General features: G+C 40.0%; 17 protein-coding genes. 13 read left to right on the top strand and 4 right to left on the bottom strand.

Translation table 11 applies throughout. The annotated features are described in order from the left end of the window. Window positions 1-4 precede the first annotated feature (4 nt). From recN to lacD, 11 genes are all read left to right on the top strand, one after another. Complete coding sequence (gene recN / locus M1F37_RS01035) at window positions 5-1,672, top strand: DNA repair protein RecN (protein WP_247934367.1); 1,668 nt, start codon at window positions 5-7, stop codon at window positions 1,670-1,672. Window position 1,673: 1 nt separating this feature from the next. Then, the gene (locus M1F37_RS01030) at window positions 1,674-2,402 is read left to right on the top strand and encodes a metallophosphoesterase family protein (RefSeq protein ID WP_247934366.1); all 729 of its coding nucleotides are present in this window, start codon (window positions 1,674-1,676) and stop codon (window positions 2,400-2,402) included. Between the two features lie 78 nt (window positions 2,403-2,480). Further along, window positions 2,481-4,304: a translation elongation factor 4 gene (gene lepA, locus M1F37_RS01025; RefSeq protein WP_247934365.1), complete on the top strand. Its 1,824-nt coding sequence runs from the start codon at window positions 2,481-2,483 to the stop codon at window positions 4,302-4,304. A 261-nt stretch (window positions 4,305-4,565) separates the two neighbouring features. Then, a complete protein-coding gene (locus tag M1F37_RS01020; RefSeq protein ID WP_247934364.1) occupies window positions 4,566-5,042 on the top strand; it encodes a PTS sugar transporter subunit IIA in 477 nt (158 codons plus the stop codon). A 38-nt stretch (window positions 5,043-5,080) separates the two neighbouring features. Then, a complete protein-coding gene (locus M1F37_RS01015; RefSeq protein WP_000590547.1) occupies window positions 5,081-5,386 on the top strand; it encodes a PTS sugar transporter subunit IIB in 306 nt (101 codons plus the stop codon). A 47-nt stretch (window positions 5,387-5,433) separates the two neighbouring features. Next, window positions 5,434-6,909 carry a PTS galactitol transporter subunit IIC gene (locus tag M1F37_RS01010; RefSeq protein WP_247934363.1) on the top strand — a complete coding sequence of 492 codons (1,476 nt, stop codon included), beginning with the start codon at window positions 5,434-5,436 and terminating at the stop codon, window positions 6,907-6,909. Between the two features lie 101 nt (window positions 6,910-7,010). Beyond that, entirely contained in the window at window positions 7,011-7,907 is an 897-nt protein-coding gene (locus M1F37_RS01005; RefSeq protein WP_247934362.1) for an aldose 1-epimerase family protein, read from the top strand. Window positions 7,908-8,199: 292 nt separating this feature from the next. Continuing rightward, complete coding sequence (gene lacA, locus M1F37_RS01000; protein WP_000029277.1) at window positions 8,200-8,625, top strand: galactose-6-phosphate isomerase subunit LacA; 426 nt, start codon at window positions 8,200-8,202, stop codon at window positions 8,623-8,625. Window positions 8,626-8,655: 30 nt separating this feature from the next. Beyond that, a complete protein-coding gene (gene lacB, locus M1F37_RS00995) occupies window positions 8,656-9,171 on the top strand; it encodes a galactose-6-phosphate isomerase subunit LacB (protein WP_247934361.1) in 516 nt (171 codons plus the stop codon). A gap of 10 nt (window positions 9,172-9,181) precedes the next feature. Further along, window positions 9,182-10,147: a tagatose-6-phosphate kinase gene (locus M1F37_RS00990; RefSeq protein WP_247934360.1), complete on the top strand. Its 966-nt coding sequence runs from the start codon at window positions 9,182-9,184 to the stop codon at window positions 10,145-10,147. Window position 10,148: 1 nt separating this feature from the next. Further along, window positions 10,149-11,129 carry a tagatose-bisphosphate aldolase gene (lacD, locus tag M1F37_RS00985; RefSeq protein WP_247934359.1) on the top strand — a complete coding sequence of 327 codons (981 nt, stop codon included), beginning with the start codon at window positions 10,149-10,151 and terminating at the stop codon, window positions 11,127-11,129. Between the two features lie 65 nt (window positions 11,130-11,194). Here lacD and M1F37_RS00980 read toward each other — a convergent pair whose 3' ends face one another. From M1F37_RS00980 to nrdH, 4 genes are all read right to left on the bottom strand, one after another. Next, complete coding sequence (locus M1F37_RS00980; protein ID WP_000917575.1) at window positions 11,195-11,962, bottom strand: DeoR/GlpR family DNA-binding transcription regulator; 768 nt, start codon at window positions 11,960-11,962, stop codon at window positions 11,195-11,197. A 143-nt stretch (window positions 11,963-12,105) separates the two neighbouring features. After that, complete coding sequence (gene nrdF / locus M1F37_RS00975; RefSeq protein WP_004262458.1) at window positions 12,106-13,068, bottom strand: class 1b ribonucleoside-diphosphate reductase subunit beta; 963 nt, start codon at window positions 13,066-13,068, stop codon at window positions 12,106-12,108. Window positions 13,069-13,257: 189 nt separating this feature from the next. Next, window positions 13,258-15,417 carry a class 1b ribonucleoside-diphosphate reductase subunit alpha gene (nrdE, locus tag M1F37_RS00970; protein WP_247934358.1) on the bottom strand — a complete coding sequence of 720 codons (2,160 nt, stop codon included), beginning with the start codon at window positions 15,415-15,417 and terminating at the stop codon, window positions 13,258-13,260. An 80-nt stretch (window positions 15,418-15,497) separates the two neighbouring features. Further along, the gene (nrdH, locus tag M1F37_RS00965) at window positions 15,498-15,716 is read right to left on the bottom strand and encodes a glutaredoxin-like protein NrdH (protein ID WP_000259240.1); all 219 of its coding nucleotides are present in this window, start codon (window positions 15,714-15,716) and stop codon (window positions 15,498-15,500) included. Window positions 15,717-16,066: 350 nt separating this feature from the next. On the opposite strand from nrdH, the gene M1F37_RS00960 reads away from it, so the two are divergent. Both M1F37_RS00960 and ptsP read left to right on the top strand, forming a co-directional pair. After that, complete coding sequence (locus tag M1F37_RS00960) at window positions 16,067-16,330, top strand: phosphocarrier protein HPr (protein ID WP_000146947.1); 264 nt, start codon at window positions 16,067-16,069, stop codon at window positions 16,328-16,330. A gap of 4 nt (window positions 16,331-16,334) precedes the next feature. After that, window positions 16,335-18,068: a phosphoenolpyruvate--protein phosphotransferase gene (gene ptsP, locus M1F37_RS00955; RefSeq protein ID WP_004241506.1), complete on the top strand. Its 1,734-nt coding sequence runs from the start codon at window positions 16,335-16,337 to the stop codon at window positions 18,066-18,068. The last annotated feature ends 22 nt before the right edge of the window (window positions 18,069-18,090 follow it).

Below are 18,090 nucleotides of genomic sequence, written 5' to 3'. Positions count from 1 at the left end.
CTATATGTTACTTGAAATTTCGATAAAAAACTTTGCCATTATTGAGGCTATTTCCCTCAATTTTGAAAAGGGGATGACTGTCCTGACTGGTGAAACGGGTGCAGGGAAGTCGATTATCATTGATGCCATGAATATGATGTTGGGAGCTCGTGCTACGACAGATGTTATTCGTCATGGTGCGCCAAAGGCAGAGATTGAGGGGCTTTTCTCCGTTGAGAATAGTCGCCTTTTACAGGAAATTTTTGATGAGCAAGGTTTGGAAATGGGGGATGAAATTATCATCCGTCGAGAAATTCTGCAAAATGGTCGTAGTATCAGCCGTGTGAATGGCCAGATGGTCAATCTGTCTGTTTTACGTGCTATTGGGCAACATCTTGTAGATATTCATGGTCAGCATGACCAAGAGGAGTTAATGCGTCCTCAACTTCATATCCAGATGTTGGATGAATTTGGCGATGCAGCTTTTTGGGACTTGAAAGAGACCTATCAGACGAGTTTTGATGCTTATCGAAAAATGCGCAATCAGGTTCTGGAAGTCAAGAAAAACCAACAGGAACATAAGGCTCGTATTGAAATGTTGGAATTTCAAATGGCAGAGATTGAGGCTGCAAACTTGCAGGCTGGAGAAGACTTGACTCTCAACCAAGAGAGAGAGAAACTTCTCAACCATAAAAATATTGCGGATACACTGACCAATGCCTACAGTATGTTGGACAATGAAGACTTTTCAAGTCTGGCCAATGTTCGTTCGGCCATGAATGACATGGAAAGTGTCGAAGAGTATGACCCTGAATACCGTGAAATTTCAAGCTCTCTGTCTGAGATCTACTATGTCTTAGAAGATATTAGCAAGCGTCTGGAAGCTATCATTGAGAATCTTGATTTTGACGGCAATCGTCTCATGCAGGTTGAGAATCGTTTGGACCTCCTTCATACTATTACCCGCAAGTATGGTGGGACTGTAGACGAAGTCTTGCTTTATTTTGCCAAGATTACGGAAGAATACAATCTCTTGACAGGCAATAATCTTTCTTCTGAGGACATGGAAGCAGAGCTCAAGAAATTGGAAGTCAATCTTGTTGATTTGGCAGGCCAGCTTGCATCTGCTCGTCATGACTTGGCTCAGCAGCTTGAAGCTGAGATTAAACAAGAACTGCAGGACCTCTATATGGAAAAAGCCCAGTTTCAGGTTCGTTTTAACAAGGGCAAATTCAGTCGTGAGGGAAATGAAACGGTCGAATTTTACATTTCAACCAACCCTGGTGAAGATTTTAAACCCTTGGTCAAGGTTGCATCTGGTGGGGAATTATCTCGTCTCATGCTAGCCATCAAGTCTGCCTTTTCACGTAAAGAAGGCAAGACCAGCATAGTCTTTGATGAGGTGGATACAGGAGTGTCAGGCCGTGTAGCTCAGGCTATTGCACAGAAGATTCACAAGATTGGCCAGCATGGTCAGGTACTGGCTATTTCCCATTTACCACAAGTAATTGCGATTGCGGATTATCAATTTTTTATTGAGAAGATTAGCAATGAGCATTCAACAGTTTCGACTGTTCGCCTCTTGACGGTTGAAGAGCGAGTGGAAGAAGTTGCCAAAATGTTGGCAGGCGATGATGTGACAGAAGCAGCCCTCACGCAAGCCAGAGAATTATTGAGAAACAGGGAGAAATAAGATGACAGACTATTATGTAATTGGAGATGTTCACGGAAAAGCTGGAATGCTGGAAGACCTTCTCAAAACATGGGATGGTCAGACCCAGTTGCTCTTTCTAGGGGATTTGATTGACCGAGGTGAGGATAGTCGCCGTGTTCTAGAGATGGTTAAGAACTTAGTGGACAATCAAGGGGCTATCTGTTTGTCTGGAAATCATGAGTATATGTTTTTGACTTGGCTCGATAACCCAGAAGAAAGCTATGACCACTATCGTCGCAATGGTGGAGATACAACTATTAACTCAATCCTAGGTCGTCCCTTGGATGCACCAGTTGACGGGGTGGAGGATGCCAAGCGTGTTGCCACTGAAGCAGCAGATTTGGTTGCATTCATTCGTCAAATGCCATTTGTAGTAGAAACAGACAAGTATATCTTTGTTCACGCAGGTATTGATTTGACCTTGGATGATTGGCATGAAACGACAGATTACAAGAAAGTCTGGCTCAGAAAACCATTCCACGAAGCAGAAAATCATACTGGAAAAACCATTGTCTTTGGTCATACACCGGTCTATGGTTTGTTAAAGCAAGAACGTGGTACAGCTGAGCTTTGGACTACAGAAGATGGTAAGATTGGAATGGACGGAGGAGCTGTCTACGGTGGTGTCCTTCACGGGATTGTCTTTACAGACCAAGGAATGACAGAACACCACTTTATCGAAAATGACGGCTTTGTCGCTGAAGATTAGTACTCCTAGCAGGGTATGGTCTTGTCAAAATGTCAAAAACAATTTATAATAAATAGATACCCTGAAAGGAAGAGAATCATGAACTTAGAAGAATTGAAAAAACGACAGGAGAAGATCCGTAACTTCTCTATTATCGCTCATATTGACCACGGGAAGTCAACCCTAGCAGACCGCATTTTGGAAAAAACAGAGACAGTCTCCAGCCGTGAAATGCAGGCCCAGCTTTTGGATAGCATGGATTTAGAACGGGAACGTGGGATTACCATTAAGTTGAATGCCATCGAGCTGAATTATACTGCAAAAGATGGAGAAACTTATATTTTCCACTTGATTGACACGCCGGGGCACGTTGACTTTACCTATGAAGTTTCACGTTCGCTAGCTGCCTGTGAGGGAGCAATTTTGGTGGTCGATGCTGCTCAAGGGATTGAGGCTCAAACACTTGCCAACGTTTATCTGGCCTTGGATAATGATTTGGAAATTATGCCAGTCATTAACAAAATTGACTTGCCAGCTGCAGATCCAGAGCGCGTGCGTACTGAGATAGAAGATGTGATTGGACTAGATGCTAGTGAAGCAGTCTTAGCCTCTGCCAAGGCAGGTATCGGTATCGAAGAAATTCTAGAGCAAATTGTAGAAAAAGTACCGGCACCAACGGGTGATGTGACTGCGCCACTTAAAGCCTTGATTTTCGACTCTGTTTACGATGCTTACCGTGGGGTTATCCTCCAAGTGCGTGTCATGGATGGGGTGGTCAAACCCGGCGATAAGATTCAGCTTATGAGCAATGGTAAGACCTTTGATGTGACCGAAGTCGGTATTTTTACTCCGAAAGCAGTTGGTCGTGATTTCCTTGCGACTGGTGACGTTGGTTATATTGCAGCATCTATCAAGACGGTTCAGGACACTCGTGTGGGTGATACCGTTACCTTGGCAACCAATCCTGCGGTAGAGCCATTACATGGTTACAAGCAGATGAATCCTATGGTCTTTGCGGGTCTCTACCCAATTGAGTCAAACAAGTACAATGACCTTCGTGAAGCCCTTGAAAAATTGCAACTGAATGATGCTAGTCTTCAGTTTGAACCAGAAACATCACAGGCACTTGGATTTGGTTTCCGTTGTGGTTTCCTTGGACTTCTCCATATGGATGTAATCCAAGAGCGTTTAGAACGTGAGTTCAATATCGACCTCATCATGACAGCTCCGTCTGTTATTTATAAGGTTAATTTGACCGACGGGGAGTCTATGGATGTGTCAAACCCGTCTGAGTTCCCAGACCCAACCAAGATTGCGACCATTGAAGAGCCTTATGTTAAGGCGCAAATCATGGTACCGCAAGAGTTTGTTGGAGCAGTGATGGAGCTAGCTCAGCGCAAGCGTGGGGACTTTGTGACTATGGACTATATTGATGACAATCGTGTCAATGTTATCTATCAAATTCCACTTGCTGAAATCGTCTTTGATTTCTTTGATAAGCTTAAGTCTTCGACACGTGGTTATGCAAGCTTTGACTACGAATTGTCAGAGTACAGACCATCTAAGCTAGTCAAAATGGACATCCTTCTCAACGGAGACAAGGTGGATGCCCTCAGCTTTATCGTTCACAAGGACTTTGCCTATGAACGTGGAAAACTCATCGTTGATAAGCTCAAGAAAATCATCCCTCGTCAACAATTTGAAGTTCCAATCCAAGCGGCTATTGGGCACAAGATTGTGGCTCGTACGGATATCAAGGCCCTTCGTAAGAACGTACTTGCTAAGTGTTATGGTGGTGACGTTTCCCGTAAACGTAAACTGCTTGAAAAACAAAAAGCTGGTAAGAAACGAATGAAAGCTATCGGTTCAGTTGAAGTACCACAAGAAGCCTTCCTTAGTGTCTTGAGTATGGATGAAGAGTAAGTCATCATAATTGTTTTTCCTTCTTCATAGGAAATTTATATAAGAATCAATAGTTAAGCAGGCTTAGATGGTCTGCTTTTTTAGTTTCGAGAACAGAAAAAATGGTTGAAATGTTTGTTTATATGTTTGTTTTTACACAACAAACTGAAAAAGCAACAAAAGTATAAAAAAAGAGACAAAAAACAACAGAAAAATATTGACAACGATTTCATATAGTGTTATACTTATAGCATAAAGTTAATGGAAAGAAGGGAAAACCTTATGGGATTAGATCATTTCTTTGACAAAAACCTTGTGTTTTGCTTAGAAGCGGATAATCAAGAACATCTCTTTGATCAGGTTGCAACTTTATTGGAAGAACGAGAAATCGTAACTCCAACCTATCGTGAAGCCTTGATCACGCGTGAAAAGTCATTTCCAACTGGCTTAGATATGGAATTTTTGGGTAAGGATTTGCCGAATGTGGCTATTCCTCACACAGATATTGTTCATAACCTAGCCGAAAAAGTTGTGGTTGTTCGATTAGAGAAACCGGTGACTTTCCACAATATGATTGCACCAGATAAGGAAGTAGAAGTATCCTTACTCTTCTTTATCATTAATAACTCAAGTTCAAGTCAAACTAACATTCTTGCTCAGTTGATGGACTTCTTTACTGGAAATGGTCATCTTGAAGATCTATCAAAAATTTCTGAACCAGAAGCCCTCTATGCTTATATAGCTGAAGCAACCGTTTAATCTTGTCTATTAAAAATATTAAATCGGAGGAAATCCATATGATTAAAATTCTTGCTGCCTGCGGTGCAGGTGTTAACTCAAGCCACCAAATTAAAAGTGCTCTTGAAGAAGAACTTTCAAACCGCGGTTTTGATGTTCACTGTGATGCGGTAATGGTCAAAGACGTTAATGAAGACCTTATCAAAGGTTACGACATCTTCACACCAATTGCTGCGACAGATCTTGGCTTTGACCCAGGTATTCCAGTTATCGAAGCTGGACCAATCTTATTCCGTATCCCAGCGATGAGTGCTCCAGTATTTGACAATATTGAAGCAGCCATTAAAGAACACGGGTTAAGCTAATTCTAATTTGTTAACATTCATATAACATAAAAAAGGGAGGAACTGTTATGGATGCAATCTTTGGCCTAATCAAAGACTTTTTCACACCCATCTTAGATATGGGTGGACCTGTCATCATGTTAATCATTTTGACAGTATTGGCTTTACTTTTTGGAGTGAAATTCTCCAAGGCTCTTGAAGGTGGTATTAAACTTGCCATCGCTCTTACTGGTATCGGAGCTATCATCGGTATGCTAAATGGTGCTTTCTCAGCATCACTTGCAAAATTCGTTGAAAATACTGGTATCCAATTGAGTATTACTGACGTTGGATGGGCACCACTTGCAACAATCACTTGGGGATCAGCTTGGACACTTTACTTCTTGCTTATCATGTTGATTGTCAACGTAGTAATGCTTGCTATGAAGAAAACTGATACACTTGACGTTGATATCTTTGATATCTGGCACTTGTCTATCACAGGTCTTTTGATTAAATGGTATGCAGACAACAACGGTGTGAGCCAAGGGGTTTCACTCTTGATTGCTACAGCAGCTATCGTACTGGTTGGTGTGTTGAAAATTATCAACTCTGACTTGATGAAACCTACATTTGACGATCTTCTTAACGCTCCAAGTTCATCACCAATGACTTCAACTCACATGAACTACATGATGAACCCAGTTATCATGGTTTTGGATAAGATTTTTGAAAAATTCTTCCCAGGTCTAGATAAATATGACTTTGACGCTGCTAAATTGAACAAGAAAATTGGTTTCTGGGGTTCTAAATTCTTTATCGGTTTCATCCTTGGTATTGTTATCGGTATTATGGGAACTCCACATCCAATTGAAGGGGTTGCAGATGCAGATAAATGGCGTCTTGTTATCAAAGGATGGTTGTCTCTTGGTTTGACTGCCGGTGTATCTTTGGAACTCTTCTCACTTATCGGTTCATGGTTCATCGCAGCCGTAGAACCACTATCACAAGGTATTACAAACGTTGCTACTAAACGTTTGGAAGGACGTAAATTCAACATCGGTCTTGACTGGCCATTCATCGCTGGTCGTGCTGAAATCTGGGCTTGTGCCAACGTACTAGCCCCAATCATGTTAATTGAAGCTGTACTTCTTTCAAAAGTCGGAAATGGTATCTTGCCACTTGCAGGTATCATCGCTATGGGTGTTACTCCAGCTCTCTTGGTTGTAACTCGTGGTAAATTGCTCCGCATGATTATTTTCGGAACACTCTTGTTGCCACTCTTCCTTCTTTCAGGTACACTTATTGCACCATTTGCAACAGAACTTGCTAAAGGTGTAGGTGCCTTCCCAGCAGGTGTGAGTGAAACTCAATTGATTACTCACTCAACTCTTGAAGGTCCAATCGAAAAACTTCTTGGTTGGACAATTGGTAACACTACAACAGGTGATATTAAAGCAATCCTTGGTGCTGTAGTCTTCCTTGTATTCTATATCGGTATCTTTGCTTGGTACAGAAAACAAATGATCAAACGTAACGAAGAGTACGCAGCAAAAGCAAAATAATGCGCTCCTATAAAATGTAAATTGTTGAAACTAGGTTGTCATTTTCCTGATAGGAGTGACAGCCTAGTTTTTTATAAACTATCAAGAAATCGGAGAAAATAATGGTAATTGAATTAAAATCAGAACAATTAAGAGTTCAATTTAACAGTTTTGGTGGGGCTCTTTCTTCTATAAAAGATGCTGAGGGACTTGAGTATTTGTGGCAAGGGGATGCTACTTATTGGAGTGGACAAGCTCCTGTCCTCTTCCCCATTTGTGGTTCATTGAGAGAGGATACAGCTTTCTATATAGATGAGAAGGGGCAAGAAAGCAAAGGAAAGATTCCTCGTCATGGTTTGGTTCGTAAGAAAGAATTTGAATTAGTTGAACAAACAGATAATAGTGTAACTTTTGCAATTGAAGACGATGAGAATAGCTATCAGAACTACCCTTATCATTTCCGCCTAGAAATCACTTATAGCCTTACTGGCAAGACAGTGCGGACTCAATACAAGATTTTCAATAAAGAAACTAGAAAGGTCATGCCTTACTTTATTGGTGGGCATCCAGGCTTTAATTGTCCTCTACTTGATGATGAAGTCTATGAAGATTATTATCTAGAGTTTGAGAAAGAAGAGACTTGCTCTGTTCCACGCCCTTTCCCAGAAACAGGTATGTTGGATTTCCAAGATAGAAGTCCATGGTTAGAAGGTCAAAAAGAATTAGACCTCAGCTATGATCTTTTCAGTACTGATGCAGTTACCTTAGATGAATTGCAATCTAGAACAATTGCCCTTCGTTCTCGTAAACGTGATAAAGGGTTGAAAGTACACTTTGCAGAGTTTCCAAACCTTATTATCTGGTCAACTTTGAACAAAGGTCCTTTCATTGCCTTTGAACCATGGTCTGGCTTGTCAACATCCCTTGAAGAAGGAGATCATCTAGAAGATAAGAAGAATGTTCGTCTCCTAGAGCCTGGTAAAGTGGATCAAATTGGTTTTGACATCGAAATTTTTTAGATTAAAAAATAAAACACAAAAACAAACATTAACTGTTGACTTTTTCAATAAATAGGAGTATATTATGTTTGTAAGCAACAAATGATGTTTGTAACAAACAAATAATCGCTTGTTATATTCTCTTTCGTGGGGAAAGATTATTTCTAGGAAAATGGTTTCCTAAACTTGAATAAGGTGTAATTCATCTCATTCAATCCAATTTGTCAATAAACTGCTAGAAAGTCTTTTTGTAGATAAACTGCTAACTATAAAAGCCTTTACTAGCCTAGAAAAATAAAAAGGAGTATACAATATGTCTATTGTTATCGGTGCAGATGCTGCAGGTTTGAGATTGAAAGAAGTTGTGAAAGACTTCTTGGAAAAAGAAAACTTCCACGTTGTGGATGTTACAGCTGAAGGTCAAGACTTTGTTGATGTGACTCTTGCTGTTGCTGCAGAAGTAAACAAAGAAGAACAAAACCTTGGTATCGTGATTGATGCTTATGGAGCTGGTCCATTTATGGTTGCAACTAAGATCAAAGGAATGGTTGCTGCAGAAGTATCTGACGAACGTTCAGCTTATATGACTCGTGGTCACAACAACTCACGTATGATCACTATGGGTGCACAACTTGTTGGTGATGAATTGGCTAAAAACATCGCTAAAGGATTTGTTAACGGTAAATACGACGGTGGTCGTCATCAAATTCGTGTCGACATGTTGAACAAAATGTGCTAATTTTTATATTGAAAGAAAGGTAAGATAAAAATGAGAATTGCAATTGGATGTGACCACATCGTAACAAATGAAAAAATGGCTGTTTCAGAATTTTTGAAATCAAAAGGACATGAAGTTATCGACTTTGGTACTTATGACCACGCTCGTACCCACTATCCAATCTTTGGTAAAAAAGTTGGTGAAGCAGTAGTTAGTGGCCAAGCTGATCTTGGTGTATGTATCTGTGGTACTGGTGTAGGTATCAATAATGCTGTTAACAAGGTTCCTGGTGTTCGTTCTGCTTTGGTTCGCGATATGACAACAGCTCTATATGCAAAAGAACAATTGAATGCCAACGTAATCGGATTTGGTGGTAAAATTACTGGAGAATTGCTCATGTGTGATATCATTGAAGCTTTCATCCATGCTGAATACAAACCATCAGAAGAAAACAAAAAATTGATTGCGAAAATTGAACACGTTGAAAGCCACAATGCTCAACAAACAGACGCAAACTTCTTCACTGAATTCCTTGAAAAATGGGATCGCGGAGAATACCACGACTAAGAGGTGACCTATGATTTTAACAGTCACAATGAACCCATCCATCGATATTTCCTATCCTTTGGATGAATTGAAGATTGATACTGTCAATCGTGTGGTGGATGTAACCAAAACTGCGGGTGGTAAAGGACTAAACGTTACTCGAGTGCTTTCAGAATTTGGAGATTCTGTTCTTGCTACTGGTTTAGTTGGTGGCAAACTTGGTGAGTTTTTGGTTGAACATATCGATAATCAAGTAAAGAAAGATTTCTTCTCCATTCAGGGAGAAACTCGTAACTGTATCGCTATTCTCCATGGAGACAACCAAACAGAAGTTCTTGAAAAAGGTCCTGAAGTATTGGAACAGGAAGGTCAAGGCTTTTTGGAACATTTCAAAAAACTCTTGGACTCAGTTGAAGTAGTCGCTATCTCAGGAAGTCTACCTGCTGGACTTCCAGTTGATTACTATGCTAGTTTGGTTGAACTTGCGAATCAAGCTGGGAAACCTGTTGTATTGGACTGTTCAGGCGCTGCTCTTCAGGCTGTTCTTGAATCTCCACATAAACCAACAGTCATCAAACCAAATAATGAGGAATTGTCTCAGCTTCTTGGAAGAGAAGTTTCTGAGGATTTGTCTCAGCTTCTTGGAAGAGAAGTTTCTGAGGATTTGGATGAATTAAAAGAAGTCCTTCAAGAACCTTTGTTTGCAGGTATTGAATGGATTATCGTTTCACTTGGTGCCAACGGAGCCTTTGCCAAACATGGCGACACTTTCTACAAGGTAGATATTCCTAGAATTCAGGTAGTAAATCCTGTTGGCTCTGGAGACTCTACTGTGGCAGGAATTTCTTCAGGACTACTTCATAAAGAATCAGATGCAGAATTACTCATCAAGGCAAATGTCCTTGGTATGCTCAATGCTCAAGAAAAAATGACTGGTCATGTCAACATGGCCAACTATCAAGCTCTATATGATCAATTAATAGTAAAAGAGGTATAAAATGGCTTTAACAGAACAAAAACGTGCACGCTTAGAAAAACTTTCTGATGAAAATGGTATCATCTCAGCTCTTGCATTTGACCAACGTGGTGCTTTGAAACGCCTCATGGCACAACACCAATCAGAAGAACCAACTGTAGCCCAAATGGAAGAACTTAAAGTCTTGGTAGCAGATGAATTGACTAAATACGCTTCATCTATGCTTCTTGACCCTGAGTATGGACTTCCAGCTACTAAAGCTCTTGATGAAAAAGCTGGTCTTCTCCTTGCTTATGAAAAAACAGGTTATGACACAACAAGCACAAAACGTTTGCCAGACTGCTTGGATGTTTGGTCTGCTAAACGTATTAAAGAAGAAGGTGCAGATGCAGTTAAATTCTTGCTTTACTATGATGTAGATAGCTCAGACGAACTTAACCAAGAAAAACAAGCTTACATCGAACGTATCGGTTCTGAATGTGTGGCTGAAGATATCCCATTCTTCCTTGAAATTCTTGCTTACGATGAAAAGATTGCTGATGCAGGTTCTGTAGAATACGCTAAAGTAAAACCACACAAAGTTATCGGTGCTATGAAAGTCTTCTCAGACCCACGCTTTAACATTGATGTCTTGAAAGTTGAAGTTCCTGTTAACATTAAATATGTTGAAGGCTTCGCTGAAGGTGAAGTAGTTTACACACGTGAAGAAGCAGCAGCCTTCTTCAAAGCACAAGATGAAGCAACTAACTTGCCATACATCTACTTGAGTGCTGGTGTATCAGCTAAACTCTTCCAAGATACTCTTGTATTTGCTCATGAATCAGGTGCAAACTTTAACGGAGTTCTTTGTGGACGTGCAACATGGGCTGGATCAGTTGAAGCTTACATCAAAGATGGTGAAGAAGCAGCTCGCGAATGGCTACGTACAACTGGATTTGAAAACATTGACGAGCTCAACAAAGTTCTTCAAACAACAGCAACTTCATGGAAAGAACGCGTGTAAGAAAGTCTTTCAAAACTAAAATTTTTAATACTTACAAAAATCCCCACCAATCGGTGGGGATCATTTTATGGTTTAGATAGAATAATTTTTGTTTGTTTTGAAAGTTGTTCGAAGGTTTCTTTGCTCAGTTTAGAATCTGAAACGATGGTATCAATATCAGAGATATTGTAGAAGGTATAAAAATCAAACTTATTGAACTTACTATTGTCAGCTAGTAAGTATTTTTTATTGGAATTATTGAGGGCTATGCGTTGAGATTCACCTTCCTCTTCACTAAAGGTCGCAATCGCATTGTCCTGAATACCATTACAGCTAACGAAGGCTTTAGAAAATTGCAAATTAGCCAAGTTTTGCAAGGTTAGTGTTCCCACAAAGGCTCCAGTGATAGAGCGATAGTTTCCACCAATTAAAATCAAATCTGTTAGTTTTCGTTCGTTTAGAATGAGAAAAACTGGTAAACTGTTTGTTACAACACGAATATTATCAATTGGTAGTTCACGGGCAAAAGATTCTAAGGTGGTACCAGGGCCGATAAAAATAGTTTCACCCTCATCAATTAAATGGCCTGCAAAACGGCTAATTTCTTGTTTTTCTGCGATTTGTAAGCTTTGTTTTTCAATATTGGAACGTTCATTATTTAAAATAGAACCTGTGCGAATTTTTTCAGCTCCCCCGTGCACCCGAACAAGTAAATCCTTGTCTGCTAACTCTTGCAAGTAGCGTCTAGCAGTCATATCTGATACATCTAAGCGAGTCATGATTTCTTTTACAGTAATAGTTCCCTTTGTATTTACCGTTTCTAGAATATTATCTAGTTTTTCCTGCTTTAACATCGTTATCACCTCTATTTCTATTACTATTTTATCATAAAGTATTCAATCAATCAATTTAAAAAACAAAAGAAAACAAAAACAAAAATATCATGGTTGTTTTAAACAAACCATGATATTTGTTATTGCTTATAAAATAGATAACATTAGTTCAAACCGTAGTTGTAGTCATCGTCTTGCATGGCTTCAACTTCACCAAGGAGGTAACCATTTCCGACTTGAGAGAAGAAGTCGTGGTTAGAAGTTCCTGTTGAAATACCGTTCATAACGATTGGGTTGACGTCATCAGCTGAATCTGGGAAGAGTGGATCTTGTCCCAGGTTCATGAGTGCTTTGTTAGCATTGTAGCGAAGGAAGGTCTTGACTTCTTCAGTCCAACCAACACCGTCATAGAGGCTCTCTGTATAACCTTCTTCATTCTCGTAGAGAGTGTATAGCAGATCGTACATCCATTCTTTGAGTTTTTCTTGCTCTTCTTCAGGTAATTCATTGAAACCAAGTTGGAATTTATAACCAATGTAGGTTCCGTGAACAGATTCATCACGAATAATTAATTTAATGATTTCCGCAACATTGGCTAGTTTGTTGTTACCAAGATAGTAGAGGGGAGTGAAGAAACCAGAGTAGAAGAGGAAGGTTTCGAGGAAGACACTGGCAACTTTCTTTTCAAGTGGGCTACCGTTTAGGTAGATTTCGTTGACAATCTCAGCTTTCTTTTGTAGGTAAGGATTGGTATTGGTCCATTCGAAAATTTCTTCAATCTCAGCCTTAGTATTCAAGGTAGAAAAGATTGATGAATAAGATTTTGCATGGACAGATTCCATAAATTGGATGTTATTGAAAACAGCTTCCTCATGGGGTGTACGGATGTCTGCGCGAAGGGCTTGAACCCCAGTTTCAGATTGCATAGTGTCGAGAAGGGTTAAACCACCAAAGACTTTTCCAACTAAGTCTTTTTCTACATTTGATAGCTTTCTCCAGTCATCCAAGTCATTTGACAAGGGAATACGTGTATCGAGCCAGAATTGCTCGGTCAGCTTTTCCCAAGTTGATTTGTCGATGACATCTTCGATGGCATTCCAGTTAATGGCTTTGTAGTAAGTTTCCATTTGAAATCTCTTTCTGTGTTTAATATTGCGAACTCACAATTATTTCTATTTTATCATAATTCCAGAGGAGTATCGCATAAAAAGTCGGAAGCCCGACTTTTTTGTTATTTCATAGTATAGATGCTTATTCCAGCTTAGCTTGGTAAATGAATCGATAGCTTGAGAAAATGTAGTTTCCTCAAGCAAGGATTAAATCACACAGCTTTCACATTGGTTAGCACCGACTTCTCCACCATCATCTGTAAAGGTACGGACGTAGTAGATAGACTTGATACCCTTGTTAAAGGCATAGTTACGAAGGATAGATAAGTCACGTGTCGTTTGTTTGTTTTCTTTCTTCCATTCGTAAAGTCCTTTTGGAATGTCACTACGCATAAAGAGTGTGAGTGAAAGTCCTTGGTCCACGTGCTCAGTTGCAGCAGCATAGACATCAATCACTTTACGCATATCCATGTCGTAGGCAGAAGTGTAGTAAGGAATGGTTTCTGTTGACAAGCCAGCAGCAGGATAGTAGATTTTCCCGATTTTCTTTTCTTGACGTTCTTCGATACGTTGTGTAATCGGGTGGATAGAAGCAGAAACGTCATTGATGTAACTGATCGAACCATTTGGAGCAACAGCTAGACGGTTTTGGTGGTAAAGTCCATCTGCTTGAACCTTGTCGCGAAGTTCAGCCCAGTCAGCAGCACTTGGGATAAAGACATCTTTGAAGAGTTCTTTAACACGTTCTGATTTTGGAACAAATTCGCCAGTTACATACTTGTCAAAGTAGCTTCCGTTAGCATAGTCTGATTTTTCAAAGTTGTGGAAGGTGATGCCACGTTCACGCGCAATATTGTTTGATTCTACCAAGGTCCAGTAGTTCATGAGCATGAAGTAGATGCTTGTAAATTCAACAGACTCAGGCGATCCATATTCAATCAATTGTTGGGCAAGGTAGCTGTGAAGTCCCATGGCACCAAGACCAAAGGTATGAGCTTGGCTATTTCCGTGGTCGATAGTAGGAACAGCTACGATGTGTGAACTATCTGTAACGAAAGTAAGTGCACGAACCATAGCACGGATAGAACGACCAAAATCAGGTGAAGTCATCATGTTAACCACGTTGGTTGAACCAAGGTTACATGAAACGTCCGTTCCCATTTGCAGGAATTCTTGAGCATCGTTGATCAAGCTTGGTTCTTGGACTTGAAGAATCTCAGAACACAAGTTACTCATGATAATCTTACCATCAACAGGGTTTGCACGGTTAGCCGTATCAATGTTGACGACATAAGGGTAGCCAGACTCTTGTTGCAATTTAGAGATTTCCGTTTCCAAATCACGCGCCTTGATTTTTGTCTTGCGGATGTTTGGATTTGCGACTAATTCATCGTATTTTTCAGTGATGTCAATGTAGTTGAATGGCACACCGTATTCAAGCTCTACAGAATAAGGGCTGAAGAGGTACATTTCTTCATTATTACGAGCCAATTCGTAGAATTTATCGGGTACTACAACACCAAGTGAAAGGGTCTTAACACGAACTTTTTCATCGGCATTTTCTTTCTTAGTTGAAAGGAAGGCGATAATGTCTGGGTGGAAGACGTTGAGGTAAACAACCCCAGCACCTTGACGTTGACCAAGTTGGTTAGAGTAAGAAAAGCTATCTTCGAAAAGCTTCATAACTGGAACGACACCAGAAGCCGCACCTTCATATCCTTTGATAGGGGCTCCAGCTTCACGAAGGTTGTTGAGGGAAATTCCGACACCGCCTCCGATACGTGAAAGCTGAAGAGCTGAGTTGATAGAACGTCCGATAGAGTTCATATCATCTGTTATCTGAATCAAGAAACAGGATACCAATTCACCACGACGTGCACGACCTGCATTTAAGAAAGATGGTGTAGCAGGTTGGTAGCGTTGGTGGATGATTTCATTTGCGATATCAGTTGCGATAGTTTCATTGCCATCAGCGAAATAAAGGGCGTTAAAGAAGACGCGGTCTTCCATGCTTTCAAGATAATATTCACCGTCGTTAGTCTTCAAGGCATATTGATTGTAAAATTTATAAGCTGCCATGAAGGACTTGAATTGGAAGTTTTGGTCTTTGATAAATTGAGCCAATTCTTCCAAAAATTCTGGACGGTATTTCTTGATAAAGGCTGTTTCGATGTAGTTGTGCTCAATGAGGTAGTTGATTTTATCCTTGATTGAATCAAAAACTATAGTGTTTGGAACTACATTTTCTTTAAAGAAGGCATCCAAGGCTTCCTTATCTTTATGAAGCATGATTTGTCCATTGACAGGACGGTTGATTTCGTTATTGAGACGGAAGTAAGTCACGTCCTCAAGATGTTTTAATCCCATAAAATTTCCCTTATCTAATTACAAAAGAAAGGCTTCTAAGTTAACCCTAGAAGCAGTTTCTTCTGGATGATGTACTAAGATTATGCTAATTGTTTCAATTTTCCTGGTTGGAAACCTGAAAAGACTTCAGTTGGTGTTTGGATAACAGGAGCTGCGCTGAAACCGAGCTCTTTAACTTGATCGATGTACTCAGGTTGCTCATCGAGATTGATTTCGCGATAAGCGACATTATTACTGTCCAAGAAACGTTTGGTCATTTTACATTGGACACAGTTGTTTTTAGAATAAACGGTTACCATTGTGTAACTCCTCTTTCAAAATAGATTACTTTCTTAGTATATCAGAAAATAAATTTTTGTCAATGATTTAAAACTAAATATAGTGGTCTATTTTTATGCTTAAGCTCACAAAACACAATATGTAGTGTTTGCTTTGTAAAATAGTGATGATAATCCTACAAGTAGTTTTTTGGAAAACTATATCCTGTGTTTTGTTATCTAGAATAGAAGATTTTCAGCAAGTTATCTGAAAGGAAATCGAATAAATCCCATAAAATGCTTGAAAAAAATCCTAGAAGATGATATAATACCAAATTGTAAGGGTTATCACATATAACTCAAAAAAGAAAGAACAAAAGGAGAGTCAAACTATGGCTTCTAAAGATTTCCACGTAGTGGCAGAAACAGGTATTCACGCACGTCCAGCAACATTGTTGGTACAAACTGCAAGCAAATTTGCTTCAGATATCACTCTTGAGTACAAAGGTAAATCAGTTAACCTTAAATCAATCATGGGTGTTATGAGTCTTGGTGTTGGCCAAGGTGCAGACGTTACAATCTCTGCTGAAGGTGCGGATGCTGATGATGCTATCGCTGCAATCTCAGAAACAATGGAAAAAGAAGGATTGGCATAAGAATATGACAGAAATGCTTAAAGGAATCGCAGCATCTGATGGTGTTGCAGTTGCTAAAGCATATCTACTCGTTCAACCGGATTTATCATTCGAGACTGTTTCAGTCGAAGATACAAACGCAGAAGAGGCTCGTTTGGATGTAGCTCTTGAAGCTTCTCAAAACGAGCTTTCTCTTATCCGTGAGAAAGCTGTAGGTACGCTTGGTGAAGAAGCGGCTCAAGTTTTTGACGCTCATTTGATGGTTCTTGCTGACCCAGAATTGATTGGTCAAATTAAAGAAACAATTCGTGCTAAGAAAGTCAATGCAGAAGCAGGTCTTAAAGAAGTGACTGACATGTTCATCACTATCTTTGAAGGTATGGAAGACAACCCATACATGCAAGAACGTGCAGCGGATATCCGCGACGTAACAAAACGTGTATTGGCAAACCTTCTTGGTAAGAAATTACCAAACCCAGCTTCTATCAACGAAGAAGTAATCGTCATTGCACATGACTTAACACCATCTGATACAGCTCAATTGGACAAAAACTTTGTAAAAGCTTTTGTAACAAATATCGGTGGACGTACAAGCCACTCAGCTATCATGGCACGTACACTTGAAATTGCAGCTGTATTGGGAACAAATAACATCACTGAAGTAGTGAAAGACGGTGATATCCTTGCCGTGAACGGAATTACTGGTGAAGTGATTATCAACCCAACAGATGAACAAGCGGCAGAATTTAAAGCAGCTGGTGAAGCTTATGCTAAACAAAAAGCTGAATGGGCACTTTTGAAAGATGCTCAAACAGTGACTGCTGACGGTAAACACTTCGAGTTGGCTGCTAACATCGGTACTCCAAAAGACGTTGAAGGTGTTAACAACAATGGTGCAGAAGCAGTTGGACTTTACCGTACAGAATTCTTGTACATGGATTCTCAAGACTTCCCAACTGAAGATGAGCAGTATGAAGCATACAAGGCTGTTCTTGAGGGAATGAACGGTAAACCAGTAGTTGTTCGTACAATGGATATCGGTGGAGATAAGGAACTTCCTTACTTCGATATGCCACATGAAATGAACCCATTCCTTGGATTCCGTGCCCTTCGTATCTCTATTTCTGAAACTGGAGATGCAATGTTCCGTACACAAATCCGTGCCCTTCTTCGTGCTTCTGTTCATGGTCAATTGCGCATCATGTTCCCAATGGTTGCTCTTTTGAAAGAATTCCGTGCAGCTAAAGCAGTTTATGAAGAAGAAAAAGCAAACCTTCTTGCTGAAGGTGTAGCAGTTGCGGATGACATCCAAGTTGGTATCATGATTGAAATCCCTGCAGCAGCTATGCTTGCAGACCAATTTGCAAAAGAAGTAGACTTCATGTCAATTGGTACAAACGACTTGATCCAATACTCAATGGCAGCAGACCGTATGAACGAACAAGTTTCATACCTTTACCAACCATATAACCCATCAATCCTTCGCTTGATCAACAACGTTATCAAGGCAGCTCACGCTGAAGGTAAATGGGCTGGTATGTGTGGTGAGATGGCTGGTGACCAAAAAGCTGTTCCACTTCTTGTCGGAATGGGCTTGGATGAATTTTCTATGTCAGCAACATCAGTCCTTCGTACACGTAGCTTGATGAAGAAATTGGATACTGCTAAGATGGAAGAGTACGCTAACCGTGCCCTTACAGAGTGTTCAACAATGGAAGAAGTTCTTGAACTTCAAAAAGAATACGTTAACTTCGATTAATGTCATTAACCTTGTAACCTAG

Source organism: Streptococcus mitis (assembly GCF_023109105.1).
Lineage (GTDB): Bacteria > Bacillota > Bacilli > Lactobacillales > Streptococcaceae > Streptococcus > Streptococcus mitis_BW.
This window is presented reverse-complemented; position numbering and strand designations above follow the sequence as displayed.

Coding starts and splice junctions, on each gene's coding strand:
- recN (WP_247934367.1), top strand. CDS start 5: ATGTTACTTGAAATTTCGATAAAAAACTTTGCCATTATTGAGGCTATT.
- M1F37_RS01030 (WP_247934366.1), top strand. CDS start 1,674: ATGACAGACTATTATGTAATTGGAGATGTTCACGGAAAAGCTGGAATG.
- lepA (WP_247934365.1), top strand. CDS start 2,481: ATGAACTTAGAAGAATTGAAAAAACGACAGGAGAAGATCCGTAACTTC.
- M1F37_RS01020 (WP_247934364.1), top strand. CDS start 4,566: ATGGGATTAGATCATTTCTTTGACAAAAACCTTGTGTTTTGCTTAGAA.
- M1F37_RS01015 (WP_000590547.1), top strand. CDS start 5,081: ATGATTAAAATTCTTGCTGCCTGCGGTGCAGGTGTTAACTCAAGCCAC.
- M1F37_RS01010 (WP_247934363.1), top strand. CDS start 5,434: ATGGATGCAATCTTTGGCCTAATCAAAGACTTTTTCACACCCATCTTA.
- M1F37_RS01005 (WP_247934362.1), top strand. CDS start 7,011: ATGGTAATTGAATTAAAATCAGAACAATTAAGAGTTCAATTTAACAGT.
- lacA (WP_000029277.1), top strand. CDS start 8,200: ATGTCTATTGTTATCGGTGCAGATGCTGCAGGTTTGAGATTGAAAGAA.
- lacB (WP_247934361.1), top strand. CDS start 8,656: ATGAGAATTGCAATTGGATGTGACCACATCGTAACAAATGAAAAAATG.
- M1F37_RS00990 (WP_247934360.1), top strand. CDS start 9,182: ATGATTTTAACAGTCACAATGAACCCATCCATCGATATTTCCTATCCT.
- lacD (WP_247934359.1), top strand. CDS start 10,149: ATGGCTTTAACAGAACAAAAACGTGCACGCTTAGAAAAACTTTCTGAT.
- M1F37_RS00980 (WP_000917575.1), bottom strand. CDS start 11,962: ATGTTAAAGCAGGAAAAACTAGATAATATTCTAGAAACGGTAAATACA.
- nrdF (WP_004262458.1), bottom strand. CDS start 13,068: ATGGAAACTTACTACAAAGCCATTAACTGGAATGCCATCGAAGATGTC.
- nrdE (WP_247934358.1), bottom strand. CDS start 15,417: ATGGGATTAAAACATCTTGAGGACGTGACTTACTTCCGTCTCAATAAC.
- nrdH (WP_000259240.1), bottom strand. CDS start 15,716: ATGGTAACCGTTTATTCTAAAAACAACTGTGTCCAATGTAAAATGACC.
- M1F37_RS00960 (WP_000146947.1), top strand. CDS start 16,067: ATGGCTTCTAAAGATTTCCACGTAGTGGCAGAAACAGGTATTCACGCA.
- ptsP (WP_004241506.1), top strand. CDS start 16,335: ATGACAGAAATGCTTAAAGGAATCGCAGCATCTGATGGTGTTGCAGTT.